The sequence below is a fragment of the Rhodococcus sp. NPDC060090 genome (assembly GCF_042729855.1).
In the GTDB taxonomy this organism is placed as follows: domain Bacteria; phylum Actinomycetota; class Actinomycetes; order Mycobacteriales; family Mycobacteriaceae; genus Rhodococcus.
In genome coordinates this window covers 95,277-111,332 of record NZ_JBHWXB010000001.1, presented here as the reverse complement: position 1 = coordinate 111,332, position 16,056 = coordinate 95,277, and the positions used below count along the sequence as shown (strand labels likewise).

Sequence of the window (16,056 nt, the reverse complement as noted above, 5' to 3'; positions counted from 1 at the left end):
GGGCAAGTATGGAGTACTCGGGACGTTCAGCTACAGCCACTCGTGCTTCCGCACGACGGGCAGGCATGGCACGACCCCGAGCGCTGCATCTGCACCCCGCACTGCATGCAGTACGGTGCGTCGGAGCCTCGATCCGGTACCGAGGGTCCAGGCGCGGGAGCATGTCCTTGGCGAGTGTCGACGGTGATGTGTGCGTCGTCCTGCGCGGCCCGTTCACCACCGGTGCGCACGCCGAGTTCCATTCGCTCCTCGGTCTCGAGGTAGTCCACCGCGAGCCTCCGGAAGATGTAGTCGAGGATCGACGAGGCGATCCGCAGATCCGCATCGTCGGTGATACCCGCCGGCTCGAATCGCGTGCTGGTGAACGCCCGCACGAACGTACGCAACGGAACCCCGTATTGCAGGCCGTAACTGACCGCCATGGAGAAGGCGTCCATGATGCCGGCGAGGGTGGAACCCTGCTTCGACACGCGCAGGAACATCTCTCCGGGGCGCCCGTCGTCGTATTCACCGACCGTGACGAAACCCTTGCAGTCGGCCACCCGGAACTCGAACGTGCGTGAATTGCGGGTGCGCGGCAGACGCTCCCGACGCGCCGTGGCGACCGGTGCGAGCGCGGTCTCCTGTGCCTGCGGCGTCGAGGTGGACAACGGTTGTCCGAGCTTGCAGTTGTCGCGGTAGACGGCAAGCGACTTGAGGCCCAGCCGCCACGCATCGACGTACAGGTCGGCGATGTCGTCGACGGTCGCGGCTTCCGGCAGATTCACGGTCTTCGAGATCGCACCCGACAGGAACGGCTGCACCGCCGCCATCATCGTCACATGCCCGCGCGGCGCAATCACATTGCTGCCCATCGATGTTGCGAACACCGGATGATGCTCGGCGCGCACGTGCGGAGCATCCGCGAGGGTGTGCCTGCGGTCGAGGTGGGCGACGATGTCGGCGACCTCGGCCGGATCGTATCCGAGTCGCGACAGCGCGCGCGGCACACTGCGATTGACGATCGACAGGCTGCCGCCGCCCACGAGCTTCTTCGTCTTCACCAAAGCCAAATCGGGTTCGATGCCGGTGGTGTCGCAGTTCATTGCCAGGCCGATCGTGCCGGTGGGAGCGAGCACCGTGACCTGACTGTTCCGCACCCCGTGTGTGGTGCCGTCGGCAACCACGTGCTCCCATGCCTCACGGGCTGCCGCCAGCACCGCCCGGGGAGCGAGTTCGGCATCGATGTCGTCGACGGCGCCGCGGTGCCGGGCGAGCACATCGAGCATCGATTCGCGATTCTCGGTGTAACCGTCGAACGGGCCCAACCGCTTCGCGAGCCGCGCCGACACCTCGTATGCGTGGCCCGTCATCAACGCGGTGATCGCCGCAGCATAGGCGCGACCCGCATCGCTGTCGTACGGCAGACCCGACGCCATCAGCAGCGCACCGAGATTCGCGTATCCGAGGCCGAGCTGCCGGAACCGGCGGGACGTCGCACCGATCTTCTCCGTGGGATAGTCGGCGCGACCGACGAGGATCTCCTGCGCAGTGAGCATCACCGCGACGGCATGCCGGAATCCGTCGACGTCGAATTCGCCGTCTTCGCGCAGGAACCTCAGCAGATTCATACTCGACAGGTTGCATGCGGAGTCGTCGAGGTGCATGTACTCCGAGCACGGGTTGGATCCGTTGATCCGCCCGGTCGCGGCCGCGGTGTGCCAGCGGTTGATCGTGGTGTCGTACTGCATGCCCGGGTCTGCGCACTCCCACGTGGCAGCGGCAATGCGCTGCATGAGGTCTCGGGCCCCGACCGTGCGCACGACTGCGCCGGTCGTCACCGCACGCAGCGGCCACTGCGCGTCGTCGACGACCGCCTGCATGAAGTCGTCGGTGACCCGCACCGAGTTGTTCGCATTCTGATACTGCACCGAATGGATGTCGGAGCCGCTCAGGCCCATGTCGAACCCGGCGCCCGCGAGGACCCGCGCCTTGCGTTCCTCGATAGCCTTGCAGTCGACGAATTCCTCGATGTCGGGGTGGGTGACGTCGAGGATCACCATCTTCGCGGCGCGGCGGGTCTTCCCGCCCGACTTGATGGTCCCTGCCGATGCGTCGGCGCCGCGCATGAAGCTGACGGGACCGGATGCGGTGCCGCCCCCGCCGAGGTGTTCGACCGACGATCGGATGCGCGACAGGTTCACGCCCGCCCCGGAACCACCCTTGAAGATCACCGCCTCCTGCCGGTACCACTCGAGGATCGAGTCGATGGTGTCGTCGACCGACAGGATGAAACAGGCGCTGGCCTGCTGCGGGGTGTCGGGCACACCGATGTTGAACCAGACGGGGCTGTTGAACGACGCCTTCTGATGCACGAGCAGGTGCGTCAGCTCGGCGGCGAACGCAGCCGGGTCGTCGAGGTGACCGTCGGTGGTGCCCCACGCGGTGATCGTGTCGACGATGCGCGCGACGACATCGCGTAGCGAGTGTTCGCGGGCCTCGGTGCCGGGCTGCCCGCGGAAGTACTTCTGCGTGACGATGTCCGTGGCGTTCTGCGACCAGAACTCCGGGAACTCGACGCCGAGCTGTTCGAAGACGACCTCACCGGTGCCGTGATGGACGATGCGGGCGTCGCGGCGCTGCCAGGTCACTTCGTCGGCGGGTTCGATCCCGGGGGTCGTGAACCAGCGGAGATCGGCACGAGTGTGATCGGGGCCCGTCGTGGCGACACGCTGATCTGCGTTGCTCAACTGAGGTGCACTGCTCATCGCTTTCCTTCCGGGACGGCGACGGTTGCCACATATAGTCCCACCATGGTCTCACCGCGTCCCGACATCTCTCCACGTCCCGACATCTCTCCACGTTTCGGCACTCCACTGTCGCCGACCGCTACCCGTGTCCTGCTGCTCGGCTCGGGCGAACTCGGCAAGGAGGTGACCATCGCGTTGCAGCGACTCGGCGTCGAGGTGATCGCGGTGGACCGGTACGCCGACGCCCCGGGTCATCAGGTCGCGCACCGTGCCCACGTCGTGGACATGGGCGACCCGGAGGCCGTACTCGCGATCATCGAGGCCGAACGCCCCCACCTGGTGGTGCCCGAGATCGAGGCCATCGCCACCGATGCACTCGCGACCGTGGAGCAGCGTGGTCTCGCCGAGGTGATCCCCACCGCGCGGGCCACACAGCTGACGATGAACCGTGAGGGCATCCGCCGTCTCGCCGCAGAGGAACTCGGGTTGCCGACGTCGCCGTACCGGTTCGCGCACTCGCCGGGCGAGGTCCGCGCAGCCGCCGAGGCGATCGGTTTCCCGTGCGTGATCAAGCCCGTCATGTCGTCGTCCGGAAAAGGCCAGTCGACGGTGCGTTCCCTCGACGACCTGGACACCGCATGGGAGTACGCCCTCGCCGGGGGACGCATCAACCACGGCACGGTCATCGTCGAAGGGTTCGTCGATTTCGACTACGAGATCACCCAGCTCACCGTGCGTGCCGTCGGAGAATCGGGAGAGATCGAAACCTATTTCTGCGAGCCGATCGGCCACCTGCAGCGCGACGGCGACTACATCGAATCGTGGCAGCCGCAGCCGATGAGCGACGTGGCGCTGGCACGATCGCGGGAAGTCGCGGCGGCCGTGACCGGTGCGCTCGGCGGTCGGGGAGTGTTCGGCGTCGAACTGTTCGTCAAGGGCGACGACGTCTACTTCTCCGAGGTCAGTCCTCGCCCGCACGACACCGGACTGGTGACCATGGGAAGCCAGCGCTACTCCGAATTCGAACTGCACGCCCGCGCGATCCTCGGGCTGCCGGTGGATGTGGAGCAGGTGCGTCCGGGTGCGTCCGCGGTGATCTACGGCGGACTCGACGCGACCGGTATCGCGTTCGACGGCGTCGCCGAGGCCCTGCGTACACCGGAGACGGATGTGCGCCTGTTCGGTAAGCCCGAATCGTTCCTGCGCCGCCGCATGGGTGTGGCCGTCTCGACCGGCCCGGACGTCGACATCGCCCGTGAGCGTGCGACGCGCGCCGCGTCTCTCGTCCACCCGGTGGCGCCGTGAGCACAGGCGCCGAACTTCTCGTCGGCCTGGCGATCCTCGTCGGGCTGATCGGCATCGTCGTACCGATCCTGCCGGGTGTCCTGCTGATCTTCGCGGCGATCGCGGTGTGGGCGTTCATGACCGGCGGCACAGTCGCATGGACGGTGTTCGCGGTCGCGACGGTCGCATTGCTGGTCACCGGTGTCGTCAAATACACCTGGCCCGGTAAGCGGCTTGCGCAGTCGGGAGTGCCCAACCGGTCGCTGATCATCGGCGGGGTGGTCGGAATCGTGGGGTTCTTCGTGATCCCCGTGATCGGCCTGTTCCTCGGATTCCTGCTCGGCATGTACGTGTCGGAGGCGCAACGGCATCGGACACACGGCGGCGCATGGCGTTCGACGGTGGACGCGACGAAGGCCGTGGGCCTGTCGATGCTCGTCGAACTGTTCGGCGGGCTCATCGCCTCGGGCGTGTGGCTGGGCGCCGTGCTGTTCGCCTAGGTTCCCTGCGTCTGAGAACGCAAATGGCCGAATGCCACCTTCATACACTCGAGATGTATGAAGGTGGCATTCGGCCGACAGCGCCGCAGGCGGCGACGGACTACTTGTTGGGTTCCGAGGCGCGGAACATGTCCTCGCGCTCGACGACCTTCACACGCTCGCGACCCTCTGCTTCACCGAGGCTGCGCTCGTGCGCATCGAGGCGGTACCAGCCCTGCCACGTCGTGTACGGCAGCTGCTTCTCCTCGAGGAACTTCACGATGCCGTCCACCTCCGGGTTCTCCGGGGTGTTGAGACGGCCCGCGGCGCGATCCTCGAGCAGGTTCGCGACGGTCTCGTTGGCGTCGCCCTTGGTGTGGCCGATCAGGCCGACAGGACCACGCTTGATCCAGCCGGTGACGTACGTGTGCGGCATGAACCGGTCGGGGCCTTCGATGCTCTCGTCGGCGAGCACGCGTCCTGCCTCGTTGGGGACGGTGCCTGCCTGCTCGTCGAACGGCAGGTTCGCGATGTTCTGCGACAGGTAGCCCACCGCGCGGTATACGGCCTGCACATCCCAGTCGCGGGTCTTGCCGGTGCCGCGGACGTTGCCGGTGCCGTCGAGTTCGGTGCGCTCGGTGCGCAGGCCGACGACCTTGCCGTCCTCACCGAGGATCTCGGTGGGCGACTCGAAGAAGTGCAGGAACAGCTTGTGCGGGCGAGTGCCCGCATCGCGGATGGCCCAGTCCTGCAGGGTGTTGGCGACCATGTCGACCTGCTTGGAGTTGCGGCGCGCCGCCTCGGAGCCTTCGTCGTAGTCGATGTCCTCGGGGGCGACGATGACTTCGATGGTCGGCGAATGGTCGAGTTCGCGCAGTTCGAGCGGCGTGAACTTGGCCTGGGCCGGTCCGCGACGCCCGAAGACGTGCACCTCGACGGCCTTGTTGTTCTTCAGGCCCTCGTAGACGTTCGGCGGGATTTCGGTGGGCAGCAGTTCGTCGCCGGTCTTGGCGAGCACGCGCGCGATGTCGAGTGCGACGTTGCCGACGCCGAGGACCGCGACCTTTTCTGCTTCGAGCGGCCAGCTTCGCGGAACGTCAGGGTGGCCGTCGTACCACGACACGAAGTCGGCGGCGCCGTGGCTGCCGTCGAGCTCGATGCCGGGAATCTGCAGTTCGCGGTCGGCGTTGGCGCCGGTCGAGAAGATCACCGCGTCGTAGAAGCGGTACAGGTCGTCGAGGGTGATATCGACGCCGTAATCGAGGTTGCCGAGCAGGCGCACATTCGGTTTGTCGAGCACCTTGTGCAGTGCAGTGATGATGCCCTTGATGCGCGGGTGGTCGGGTGCCACGCCGTAGCGGATGAGGCCGAACGGCGCCGGCATGCGTTCGAACAGGTCGATGCTCACCCCGGGATCCTGCGCAGTGTCGGACTTCATGAGTGCATCGGCGGCGTAGATACCGGCTGGGCCGGCACCGACGATCGCGACGCGAAGGGGACGGCTCTGATCAGTCACAGGGGATCAACTACCTCTTCGGTGTGCGGACGGACATATCCAGCTTAAATTAAGGCTGCCCTCAGTGGGCGGGCACAGGTCGTGCGGGATGACGGTGGAGAAGAACTCCGGGAAACGTCGGGAGAATCGCTTCAGCGACAACACATGTGGGCACTCACGCGGCACAGGTCGACGGCGAGACGTCGAACAAGCGGAGTGGAGGCCATGGTCAATTCCTACCTCACTAGGGTTTATCGGCGCAAATGCGGCGGATCGGGGTGGATCTGCCGAGGTTAGGATCATCCGCATGGCACAACGGCGTGACCCCGAACCCGACCCCGACGGTCTCGACCCCGACGGCACGACGAGCAGCACCCCCTGGCCGTTCATCGGCGCCGTCCTCGTGATCGTCGTCCTCGCGCTCGCGCTCGTCGTCACGCAGATGCTCTCGCCCGAAGGCGAGACCCTGGACGGCCCCGAACGGGTGACCCGCACGGCCAGTGACTACGTCAAGGCCGTCAACGCGGAGGACGAGGAAGTTCTCGTCATACTCCGCTGCGACGAACTGCCCGACGGTCAGGGTCCACTCGCCGGAGCCGACGGTGACATCGAGTTCGACGGCACGAGCAACATCGTCATCGACGGAGACGAGGCCACCGTCGACGTCACCACCGTGATCGACGGTAAGTCGACCACCGAGACGTGGACGCTGGCACTCGTCAACGACGTGTGGCGCGTCTGCACAGCCTGAACGACGTGTGGCGCGGCTGCACCGCCTGAACGACGTGTGGCAGGTATGCACAGCCTGAGTTCGATCATCCCGCGCATTCGGGCCACGGCGAGCTGTGAAAAGCTGTTCCGGTGAGCTACGCAGGTGACATCTCGCCGCAGCATGCCTGGGAGCTGCTGCAGGAAAATCAGGATGCCGTGCTCGTCGATGTGCGCACCGACGCCGAATGGAAATACGTCGGTGTCCCCGACACCGCATCCATCGGACGCCGCACCCTGTTCGTCGAATGGGTGTCGTACCCGGCAGGTGCCCCCAACGAGCGTTTCGTCGACGAGTTGAAGGACGCCGGGATCGGTAGCGGGCCGGTGATCTTCCTGTGTCGCTCGGGTCAGCGTTCGATCGGCGCCGCCGAAGCGGCGACGGCCGCGGGTCTGGCCCCTGCATACAACGTTCTCGAAGGATTCGAAGGGCCGCTCGATGCCGACAAGCATCGCGGCGGACAGGGCTGGCGGGCCGCAGGCCTGCCGTGGAGGCAGTCGTGAGTGCAATTCCCCAGGGTGGTGCGTTCAGCAAGCCGCTGCCCGATTCCGTTCGCCCGGCCACACTCGGTGTGCGCGGCGGCGTGATGCGCTCCGGGTTCGAGGAGACGTCCGAGGCGCTCTACCTCAATTCCGGGTTCGTCTACGAGTCGGCGGAGGCCGCCGAGCAGGCGTTCACCGGCGAAGTCGACCATTTCGTGTATTCCCGGTACGGCAACCCGACGGTGACGATGTTCGAGGAGCGGCTGCGGCTGCTCGACGGCGCCGAAGCCTGCTACGCCACGGCATCGGGAATGTCCGCGGTGTTCACGGCTCTTGCTGCTCTGCTCGGTAAGGGCGATCGCCTCGTCGCGGCCCGCAGCCTCTTCGGCTCGTGCTTCGTGGTGTGCAACGAGATCCTGCCCCGGTGGGGTGTGGAGACGGTGTTCGTCGACGGTGAAGACCTCGATCAGTGGGAGCAGGCGCTGTCGGTGCCCACCACCGCGGTGTTCTTCGAAACCCCGTCGAACCCGATGCAGACTCTCGTCGACGTGCGCAAGGTCTCCGAGATGGCGCACGCGGCGGGCGCAAAGGTGGTGTTGGACAACGTCTTTGCCACCCCGCTGCTGCAGCGCAGTCTCGATCTCGGCGCCGACATCGTCGTGTACTCCGGCACCAAGCACATCGACGGCCAGGGCCGGGTACTCGGCGGCGCGATCCTCGGTCCGCAGGACTACATCGACGGGCCCGTGAAGAACCTCATCCGGCATACCGGTCCGTCGCTGAGCCCCTTCAACGCGTGGACCCTCCTCAAGGGCCTCGAGACGATGCCCGTCAGGTTGAATGCCGCGGTGGACTCCGCGTTGCGACTCGGCCGGTTCCTGGAGTCGAACGACAAGGTGCGCTGGGTCAAGTACCCCTACCTCGAGTCGCACCCGCAATACGAGCTCGCGACGTCGCAGATGAGCGGCGGCGGCACGATCCTCACCTTCGAACTCGACGCCCCCGAGGGCGAAGGCAAGAAGCGTGCGTTCGAACTGCTCAACAAGTTGCGCATCGTCGACATCTCCAACAACCTCGGCGACACGAAGTCGCTCATCACCCACCCCGCGACCACCACCCACCGGGCCATGGGACCGGAGGGGCGCGCCGCGATCGGCCTGTCCGACGGAGTCGTGCGCCTGTCGGTGGGCCTCGAAGATCACGAGGACCTGCTCGAAGACCTGGAGCAGGCGCTCGCCTGACCCGGAAACGCTGTGGGATACGCTGCGGGTGCTCTGCCAGTCGGGCAGGGCGCCCGCAGCGTTTTCGGTGAAGCCGGTGAAAACCCGGCGCTGTCCCGCAACTGTGATCCCGGTTCCACCGGGTAAGCCAGGTCAGCCGGCACTGCGGACACGTACTGGTCCTCGGACGAAGGACGGTATCGTGCCGCAACTCGTCGTTGCAGCCGTGCTGTTTTCGTCCTCCGAGCCACGGAGGATGGCTGTGCCACTCACTTCCCGCAGGTTTCTCACCGCCGGTGTCGCTGCTCTTGCACTGGTGATCGTCGGCTGCAGCAGCAGTGACGATGCCTCGCCCGACAGCACCGCACCCGCAGAGTCGGGACCTCCGCAGTCCATCGTCTCGCTGAGTCCGACCACCACCGAAATGCTCTACGCCGTCGGTGCGGGCGACCAGGTGATCGCCGTCGACGACCGATCCGATTACCCCGAAGGTGTCCCGGTCACCGAACTGTCCGGCTACAACCCCAACGTCGAGGCCATTCTCGGTTACGACCCCGATCTCGTCGTCACCACCGACGACAACGGCGACCTCGTCGCCGGACTCGGGAACGCCGGCGTCGAGGTCCTGCTTCTTCCCGCTGCCGTCACCCTCGACGACACCTACGCCCAGCTCGAGCAGGTCGGAGCCGCGACCGGCCACGTCGCCGACGCCGCCGAACTCGTCGCGCAGATGCAGACCGAGATCGACGAGATCGTCACATCCGTGCCCGAGCGTGAGACACCGCTGCGGTACTACCACGAACTGGACAACACGTTCTACAGCGTCACCGACGACACCTACATCGGCGAGATCTACTCGATGCTGGGCCTGACCTCCATCGCGACCGGCGGCGACGGTTATCCGCAACTGTCCTCCGAGTTCATCGTCGAGCAGAACCCCGACCTGATCTTCCTCGCCGACTCGCAGTGCTGCGGTGTCACGCCCGAGACGGTCGCCGAACGCGCCGGCTGGGCCGACCTCACCGCCGTCCGCGACGGGCAGGTCCACGTCCTCGACGAGGACATCGCGAGCCGATGGGGTGCGCGCGTCGTCGACCTCGTGCGTGAACTCGCCGCGATCGTCACCGCCGTTCCCGCGGGCCAGCCTGCGCCGTGATCACCTCGCGTCGCCGCGCACTCGTGTTGGGTGGCGCGGTGATCCTTCTCCTCGCGGCGATGCTCGTCGGGATCCTCGTCGGTCCCGCCGGGCTCACCCCGCGCGGTGTGCTGCTCGACATTCTCGACAAGATTCCGTTCGTCGACGTCGACTCGGGTCTGAACACGCGACAACAGGCGATCCTGTGGAACATTCGCATGCCCCGGGTTGTGCTCGGTGTGATCGTCGGAGCGATGCTCGCGATCGCCGGCGCCGCCTACCAGGGCGTTTTTCGCAATCCACTCGCCGACCCGTACCTCCTCGGCGTCTCGAGCGGTGCGGGCCTCGGCGCGACACTCGCGATCGTGGTGGGCGGCGCCGCCGGATTCGCGGGGGTGCCCGTCGCCGCATTCGCGGGTGGGATGCTCGCGGTGGGCGCGACCTACGCGCTCGGACGCACCGTCGGGGGCAGCCGCACCGAAGTCATCATCATCCTCGCCGGTGTGGCGGTCGCGGCGTTCGCGAACGCCATCCAGACGTTCTTCATGCAACTCCACGACGACACCTTGCGTCAGGTGTATTCGTGGATGCTCGGACGCCTGTCCACCGACGGCTGGTCCGACGTGCGGACGGTGCTGCCGTACGTCATCGTCTCCGTCGTCGTGATCATGCTGCACCGGCGCACCCTCGACGTGATGTCGGTCGGCGACGTCGAAGCCTCCAGCCTCGGCATCAACCCGGCCCGGGTGCGGCTGATCCTCGTGTGCATCGCGACACTCGGCACCGCCGCCGTCGTCTCGGCCAGCGGCCTGATCGGGTTCGTCGGCATCGTCATTCCCCACGCGGTGCGGCTGCTGATCGGCCCGGGACACCGACTGCTGTTGCCGTTGTCGCTGATGATCGGCGCAGCGTTCCTCGTGCTCGCCGACGTCCTGGCCCGCACTGTGATGTCACCGGCCGAACTGCCGATCGGTGTCGTGACCGCGGCGATCGGCGCGCCGTTCTTCCTCGTCGTGCTGCGGCGGAGCCGGGGTGTGGCATGAGCGGGGTGACGTGCCGCGGCCTGTGCGCGGAACGCGGCGGCGTACAGGTGCTGCACGACGTCGAACTCGTCGTCGGCGCGGGGGAGTGGGTGTCGCTCGTGGGTCCCAACGGGTCCGGCAAGACCACGCTGCTGCACGCGCTCGCCGGGCTGGTGTCCGCGGCCGGCGACGTCGAGGTCGCGGGGGTGACACCTCGGCACTCGGGTCGTCGCGCCATCGCGCGTGCGGTCGCGCTGATGCCGCAGCGACCCATCGTCCCCGAGGGCGTCACCGTGCGTGAGCTGATCCATCTGGGCCGTACCCCACACATTCCCCGCTTCGGGAGCGAAACCCCGCGCGACCGCGAGATCGTCGAGCGGGTCATCACGCGGCTCGAACTCGAGGACTTCGCATCGCGGCTCGCGACCGCACTGTCGGGTGGAGAACTGCAACGGGTCGTGCTGGCCCGCGCGCTCGCGCAACAACCGCAGGTCCTGTTGCTGGACGAGCCCACCAGCGCCCTGGACATCGGCCATCAGCAGCAGGTGCTCGATCTCGTCGACTCGATGCGACGAGAAGGGGAGTTGACGGTGATTGCGGCCATGCACGATCTGACGTCGGCCAGCCAGTACGGTGAGCGGCTCGTGCTGTTGGACCGAGGGCGGATCGTCGCCGACGGTCTTCCCACGGAAGTCCTCACCGTCGAGCGCATCGCCGACATCTACGGTGCGCGCGTCGAGGTACTCGACCGTCCCGCAGGCCGGGCGGTGCTGCCCTTGCGCGACCACTCCCGACCCGTCGAAGCACAGGAGACGTGATGGAAGTACTGCTGCTGGGCACCGGAGCTGCGGACGGGTGGCCGAGCCCCTTCTGCCGGTGCGGATCGTGTGTGGACGCGGCGGGCAGGCGCGAGATCCGCGGTCAGACGGCAGCATTGGTCGACGACGTGCTGATGCTCGACTGCGGGCCGGAAGCGCCGCGCGCGGCGGTGCGATTCGGCCGGACCCTCGCGGAGGTGCGCCACATCCTCCTCACCCACGCGCACCCGGACCATCTGGGCCCGCAGGCTCTGCTCTTCCGGTCGTGGGTCGAGGCGGGGCATGTCGTCGACGTGATCGGCCCGGCAGATGCCCTCGACGTGTGCCGGCCGTGGGCCGGGCCCGACGATCCGGTCCGGTTCGTGCCGGTGGAGGCGGGCGACGAACTGCCGGTCGGCGAGTACACGGTGCGGGTACTGGCAGCACAACACCGGGTGTTCCGCGACGGCGATGCTGTGCTGTACGACGTCGCCGGACCCGACGGGTCGCGGATCCTGTGGGCCTGCGACACCGGGCCGCTACCCCCGGCCTGGTTCGACACGGTGCGCGGTGCCGCGTTCGATGCGGTGTTCCTCGAGGAGACGTTCGGCGACCGTTCCGAGCTCTCACCAGGGCATCTGGGTCTACCCGAGTTCGCGGAGACCGTCGAGGCCCTGCGGGGGTGTGGCGCCGTGGTGGACTCGACGGATGTCGTCGCGGTGCATCTGGGGCACCACAATCCGCCGATCGCACAGCTTCGGGAACGTGTGCGCAACTGCGGTGCCCGCCTGGGCACCGACGGGGAGGTACTGCGGGTGGGAGCCGGATCGAGAGCGTCGCGGACGCTGGTACTCGGCGGGGTCCGCTCGGGGAAGTCGCGTCACGCCGAGGAACTGTCTGCGGCGTACGGATCGGTGGTGTACGTCGCAACCGGAGGTGTCCGCGAAGGCGACGACGAATGGGCGCACCGTGTCGCGCTGCACCGCGAACGCAGGCCCGGCACGTGGTCGACGATCGAAACCGTCGATGTTGCGGAGATCTTGCGCGAGGCCACGGAGCCGCTGCTGATCGACTGTCTCGGCACGTGGTTGACCGCGCGGCTCGACGTGCACGACGTGTGGAACGGCGGCGACGTGGCGGCCGTCGACGCCGACATCGACGAACTGCTCGACGCATGGAAGGCGTGTCGTGTTCCCGTCGTTGCAGTGAGCAACGAGGTGGGCAGCGGGGTGGTGCCTGCCACCGCGTCCGGGCGGTTGTTCCGTGATCTGCTGGGCCGACTCAACGCGTCGGTTGCGTCCGTGTCGGATTCGGTGACGCTGGTCGTCGCGGGCATCCCTATGCCGTTGCGCTGACACACAACGCGCGCAAATTGGACGTGGGCCACATTTCCTAGTTTCCTGCCTCGAATCGTGGCACACTGGATCCTCGGTGCCAGCGGGCAGAACATGGAGAGGAGGACTCGGATGCGTACCAGGCCAAATGTGTGGAATGGATCGCGATCGATGATCCGACTCCTCGACCATGAAGTCGAAAAGTCCGGTCGACCAACCGGATTCAGCTGCTGACACCCCGATTCCCGGGGTGTGTGCGCCCCGGGTTGCCAGTCGCCTCACCGTGACACCCCGGGCCGTTCACACGTCGAGAATGTGCAATCCAGAAGGACTCGAGTCCCCGCTGCCTGCGTGGGACACACCTGTGCCGCGACGGCCCGGAAGGAGACAGACCGATGACCATGACTTTGGCAGACCTGCTTGCTCCCACCTACGACGCTCCCGACTGGGACGTCGCCGCATGCCGCGGTGACGCCCACCCCGACCGATGGTTTCCGGACCCGAGCGAAGACTTCGACTACGCCGCACGCGTGTGCGCCCGTTGCCCGATCCTCGATTCCTGCCGCACCTATGCTTCCGAAGACAAGCAGTCCGGCGTGTGGGGTGGCCACGAGTACCGTCGCGGCAAGATCATTCGCTGACGCTGCTGTTCGTGTACGCAGCGCTCGAGTGAAAAGGCTTGACCCGGGACACCGTTCACGTTCGCGTCAGAACGGATTGCCGGTTCGGCCCACCAGATCGGCGACCGAGTCGATGATCCGCGTCGGACGGTAGGGGTACAGTTCCACCGACGCGTGGGTGCTGATTCCGGTGAGTACGAGCAATGTTTGGAGCCCGGCTTCGAGGCCGCAGACGATGTCGGTGTCCATCCGATCGCCGATCATCAGAGTGTGCTCCGAGTGCGCACCGATCGCACGGAGCGCTGATCGCATCATCAGGGCGTTGGGTTTGCCGATGAAGTACGGGTCGCGGCCGGTGGCGCGGGTGATCAGCGCGGCGACCGAACCGGTCGCGGGGAGCGACCCTCCGGGTGACGGACCCGTCGGGTCAGGATTCGTCGCGATGAACCGGGAACCACGTTCGACGAGCCGGATCGCGGTCGTGATCGCCTCGAACGAGTAGGTTCGGGTCTCGCCGAGCACCACATAGTCCGGGTCGCTATCGGTCAGTACGTAGCCGATGTCGTGCAGTGCGGTCGTGAGTCCGGATTCGCCGACGACATACGCACTGCCGCCGGGTCGTTGATTCGCGAGGAACGTCGCGGTGGCCAGGGCCGAGGTCCAGATGGATTCCGCAGGCACGTCGAGGCCTGTCCTCAGGAGCCGCGCCCTCAGGTCGCGCGGAGTGCGAATCGAATTGTTGGTGAGCACCATGAACGGAATCTCGTTCGCCCGGAGCTCCTCGAGGAACGCGTCGGCTCCGGGGATGAGGGCGTCCTCGTGTACGAGGACGCCGTCCATGTCCATGAGGTAGTTCCAGACCGGTGCGGTGGCAGGGGCGTCATCCGAACTCACCCGCACAGTCTCTCACCGGAACGTCAGGCGAGGAGCCGGTACAGACCGATCAGGCCGACCACGACGATCACTGTGCGCAGCGCGACGGGCGACAGGCGCCGGCCGTAGTGGGAGCCGAGCCACCCGCCGATCAGTGATCCCACTGCGATCAGCGCCGCGATCGTCCAGTTGATCCGATCGAATGCTACGAGGATGTACATCGTCGCGGCGACGACATTGACGATCAGTGACAGCAGGTTCTTCGCCGCGTTCTGTCGTTGGATGTGGTCGTGCAGAAGCGCACCGAACAGGCCCATCAGCAGGATTCCCTGGGCCGCCGTGAAGTAGCCGCCGTAGATGCCCACCGCGAAGGTGCCCACGATCAGCACTGTCATCCGGACGGGGCCGAGAGCGCCGTCCGCGTCGCCTCCGGCCCGCGCGAGCACCCACTTCTGAATCTTCGGCTGAAATACGACGAGCAGCAGCGCGAGGATCAGCAGCACCGGCACGATCGTCTCGAACACGGTTTCCGGCAGCGTCAACAACAGCCACGCGCCGAGGATGGCTCCGACGAAGGATGCGGGGATCTGCCAGCGTAGCCGCGGCCATTGGCCCCGCAGTTCCTTCCGATATCCCCAGGTTCCCGATATCCCACCTGCAATCAGGCCGATCGCGTTGGACATCGTCGCGGTCACGGGCGGTACACCGAAGGCGATCAACGTGGGGAACGTGATGAGTGTGCCGGAGCCGACGAGCGAATTGATTGCGCCGGCCCCGAGCCCGGCGAGGGCGACGAGGAACAGTTCGAGCGGAGTCACCGAGCGGAGTCTACGGCTCGTCGAAACCGGCGTTGTGTTCGATATCCGGTACCGAATCGAACATAACACCGGTCTCGATGCCGACCGCTCATAGACGTGCGCCTGCTCGGCACAGTGCACGGTGCACCCGTTCGAGGAGGGTGTGCGGCCTGCGGTACAGCAGGTCGGCGCCGACGCGGATGACGGTCCATCCCAGTTCCGGCAGCAGTGCATAGCGGTCGATGTCGAGGGTGCGCTGCGTCCGGTCCGTCCAGTGGTGTGTGCCGTCGTACTCGATCAGCACCCGCCATTGTTTCCACCCCATGTCGGCGCGCGCCACGAACGTGTTGCTGTCGAAGATCTCGATCTGTGTCTCTGGCGTGGGTAGGCCCGCGCGGACGAGAAGCAGCCGGGTGTGTGTTTCGGGTGGTGACGCGGCGCCTCCGTCGACGAGCTCGAGCACCTTTCGCATCGACGCGAGATTCCGGGCGCCCTTGTGCTGTGCGGCGACGGCTTCGATCTCCTGGACCTTCACGCCGGTCGCGTTGCAGAGGGCGTCGATCACTTCGACACACCGGTCGAGGGCGCAGCCGCGAGCGAGATCGAATCCGGTCCGGGCGGGTGTCGTCGCGATGATGCCGTCGACGACGCACGTCTCGATCTCTGCGACGCTGCGCACGACAATGCCCGGTGTCGAATGCAGTTTTCCGGGTCGAACGATCTCCGCGGGCAGTGTCGGGTCGAGCCAGCGCGTCCCGTGCACCGCTGCCGCGGATGGCCCCGCCAGCACGCCGGTCGACCCGGCCCACAGCCACGCCGCCTTCGCGCGCAGCAGCGCAGTGGCCTCCGTACCCGGAGCGATGTACACATTTCGATGCAACTTTGTGAAGTGGTGGGTGAGCCGGTACCTGGTCACTGCCCCCGATGCCAGCGCGTCCGTTCCGGTGAAAGGCTCGTCGAAGTCGACCATGTCCAAGAGCGTGCCCTGTGTCGGGTCTCTCCGGAACTCCGAATGTGCTG

Annotated in this window: 15 protein-coding genes and 1 riboswitch; of the genes, 10 read left to right on the top strand and 5 right to left on the bottom strand. The window is 66.7% G+C overall.

Annotated features, from left to right (window positions below; all coding sequences use genetic code 11):
* Positions 1-26 precede the first annotated feature (26 nt).
* The gene (locus tag ACFWCF_RS00510; protein ID WP_378555873.1) at positions 27-2,747 is read right to left on the bottom strand and encodes a vitamin B12-dependent ribonucleotide reductase; all 2,721 of its coding nucleotides are present in this window, start codon (positions 2,745-2,747) and stop codon (positions 27-29) included.
* A gap of 45 nt (positions 2,748-2,792) precedes the next feature.
* On the opposite strand from ACFWCF_RS00510, the gene purT reads away from it, so the two are divergent.
* Entirely contained in the window at positions 2,793-4,034 is a 1,242-nt protein-coding gene (purT, locus tag ACFWCF_RS00505; RefSeq protein WP_378555871.1) for a formate-dependent phosphoribosylglycinamide formyltransferase, read from the top strand.
* Positions 4,031-4,513, top strand: coding sequence for a DUF456 domain-containing protein (locus tag ACFWCF_RS00500; RefSeq protein ID WP_378555869.1), 483 nt, complete (start codon positions 4,031-4,033; stop codon positions 4,511-4,513). The genes purT and ACFWCF_RS00500 overlap by 4 nt, the downstream gene beginning before the upstream one ends.
* Positions 4,514-4,613: 100 nt before the next feature.
* On the opposite strand, the gene ACFWCF_RS00495 is transcribed toward ACFWCF_RS00500, so the two are convergent.
* A complete protein-coding gene (locus ACFWCF_RS00495; protein ID WP_378555867.1) occupies positions 4,614-6,008 on the bottom strand; it encodes an FAD-dependent oxidoreductase in 1,395 nt (464 codons plus the stop codon).
* A gap of 286 nt (positions 6,009-6,294) precedes the next feature.
* On the opposite strand from ACFWCF_RS00495, the gene ACFWCF_RS00490 reads away from it, so the two are divergent.
* From ACFWCF_RS00490 to ACFWCF_RS00455, 8 genes are all read left to right on the top strand, one after another.
* The gene (locus ACFWCF_RS00490; protein ID WP_378555865.1) at positions 6,295-6,738 is read left to right on the top strand and encodes a hypothetical protein; all 444 of its coding nucleotides are present in this window, start codon (positions 6,295-6,297) and stop codon (positions 6,736-6,738) included.
* Positions 6,739-6,848: 110 nt separating this feature from the next.
* Positions 6,849-7,259: a rhodanese-like domain-containing protein gene (locus ACFWCF_RS00485; protein ID WP_378555863.1), complete on the top strand. Its 411-nt coding sequence runs from the start codon at positions 6,849-6,851 to the stop codon at positions 7,257-7,259.
* Entirely contained in the window at positions 7,256-8,479 is a 1,224-nt protein-coding gene (locus ACFWCF_RS00480; RefSeq protein WP_378555861.1) for an O-succinylhomoserine sulfhydrylase, read from the top strand. The genes ACFWCF_RS00485 and ACFWCF_RS00480 overlap by 4 nt, the downstream gene beginning before the upstream one ends.
* A gap of 12 nt (positions 8,480-8,491) precedes the next feature.
* A riboswitch (cobalamin riboswitch) is annotated at positions 8,492-8,638 on the top strand.
* A gap of 76 nt (positions 8,639-8,714) precedes the next feature.
* Positions 8,715-9,614: an ABC transporter substrate-binding protein gene (locus ACFWCF_RS00475; RefSeq protein ID WP_378555859.1), complete on the top strand. Its 900-nt coding sequence runs from the start codon at positions 8,715-8,717 to the stop codon at positions 9,612-9,614.
* Between the two features lie 59 nt (positions 9,615-9,673).
* Positions 9,674-10,636, top strand: a complete 963-nt coding sequence (locus ACFWCF_RS00470) for a FecCD family ABC transporter permease (protein ID WP_378556641.1) — start codon at positions 9,674-9,676, stop codon at positions 10,634-10,636.
* Positions 10,633-11,433, top strand: coding sequence for an ABC transporter ATP-binding protein (locus tag ACFWCF_RS00465; protein ID WP_378555857.1), 801 nt, complete (start codon positions 10,633-10,635; stop codon positions 11,431-11,433). Before ACFWCF_RS00470 ends, ACFWCF_RS00465 begins: the two co-directional genes overlap by 4 nt.
* A complete protein-coding gene (gene cobU, locus ACFWCF_RS00460; RefSeq protein ID WP_378555855.1) occupies positions 11,433-12,767 on the top strand; it encodes a bifunctional adenosylcobinamide kinase/adenosylcobinamide-phosphate guanylyltransferase in 1,335 nt (444 codons plus the stop codon). The genes ACFWCF_RS00465 and cobU overlap by 1 nt, the downstream gene beginning before the upstream one ends.
* A gap of 374 nt (positions 12,768-13,141) precedes the next feature.
* On the top strand, positions 13,142-13,387 hold the full coding sequence (locus tag ACFWCF_RS00455; protein WP_378491174.1) for a WhiB family transcriptional regulator: 246 nt from the start codon (positions 13,142-13,144) through the stop codon (positions 13,385-13,387).
* A 66-nt stretch (positions 13,388-13,453) separates the two neighbouring features.
* Here the strand turns inward: ACFWCF_RS00455 and ACFWCF_RS00450 are convergent, their stop codons facing one another.
* The 3 genes from ACFWCF_RS00450 to ACFWCF_RS00440 form a co-directional block, all read right to left on the bottom strand.
* Positions 13,454-14,212 (bottom strand): HAD-IIA family hydrolase, encoded by a 759-nt coding sequence (locus ACFWCF_RS00450; protein ID WP_378556639.1) that lies wholly within the window; start codon positions 14,210-14,212, stop codon positions 13,454-13,456.
* 71 nt (positions 14,213-14,283) lie between these two features.
* On the bottom strand, positions 14,284-15,057 hold the full coding sequence (locus tag ACFWCF_RS00445) for a sulfite exporter TauE/SafE family protein (protein ID WP_378491175.1): 774 nt from the start codon (positions 15,055-15,057) through the stop codon (positions 14,284-14,286).
* An 88-nt stretch (positions 15,058-15,145) separates the two neighbouring features.
* Complete coding sequence (locus ACFWCF_RS00440; protein ID WP_378555853.1) at positions 15,146-16,006, bottom strand: DUF559 domain-containing protein; 861 nt, start codon at positions 16,004-16,006, stop codon at positions 15,146-15,148.
* Between the last annotated feature and the right edge of the window lie 50 nt (positions 16,007-16,056).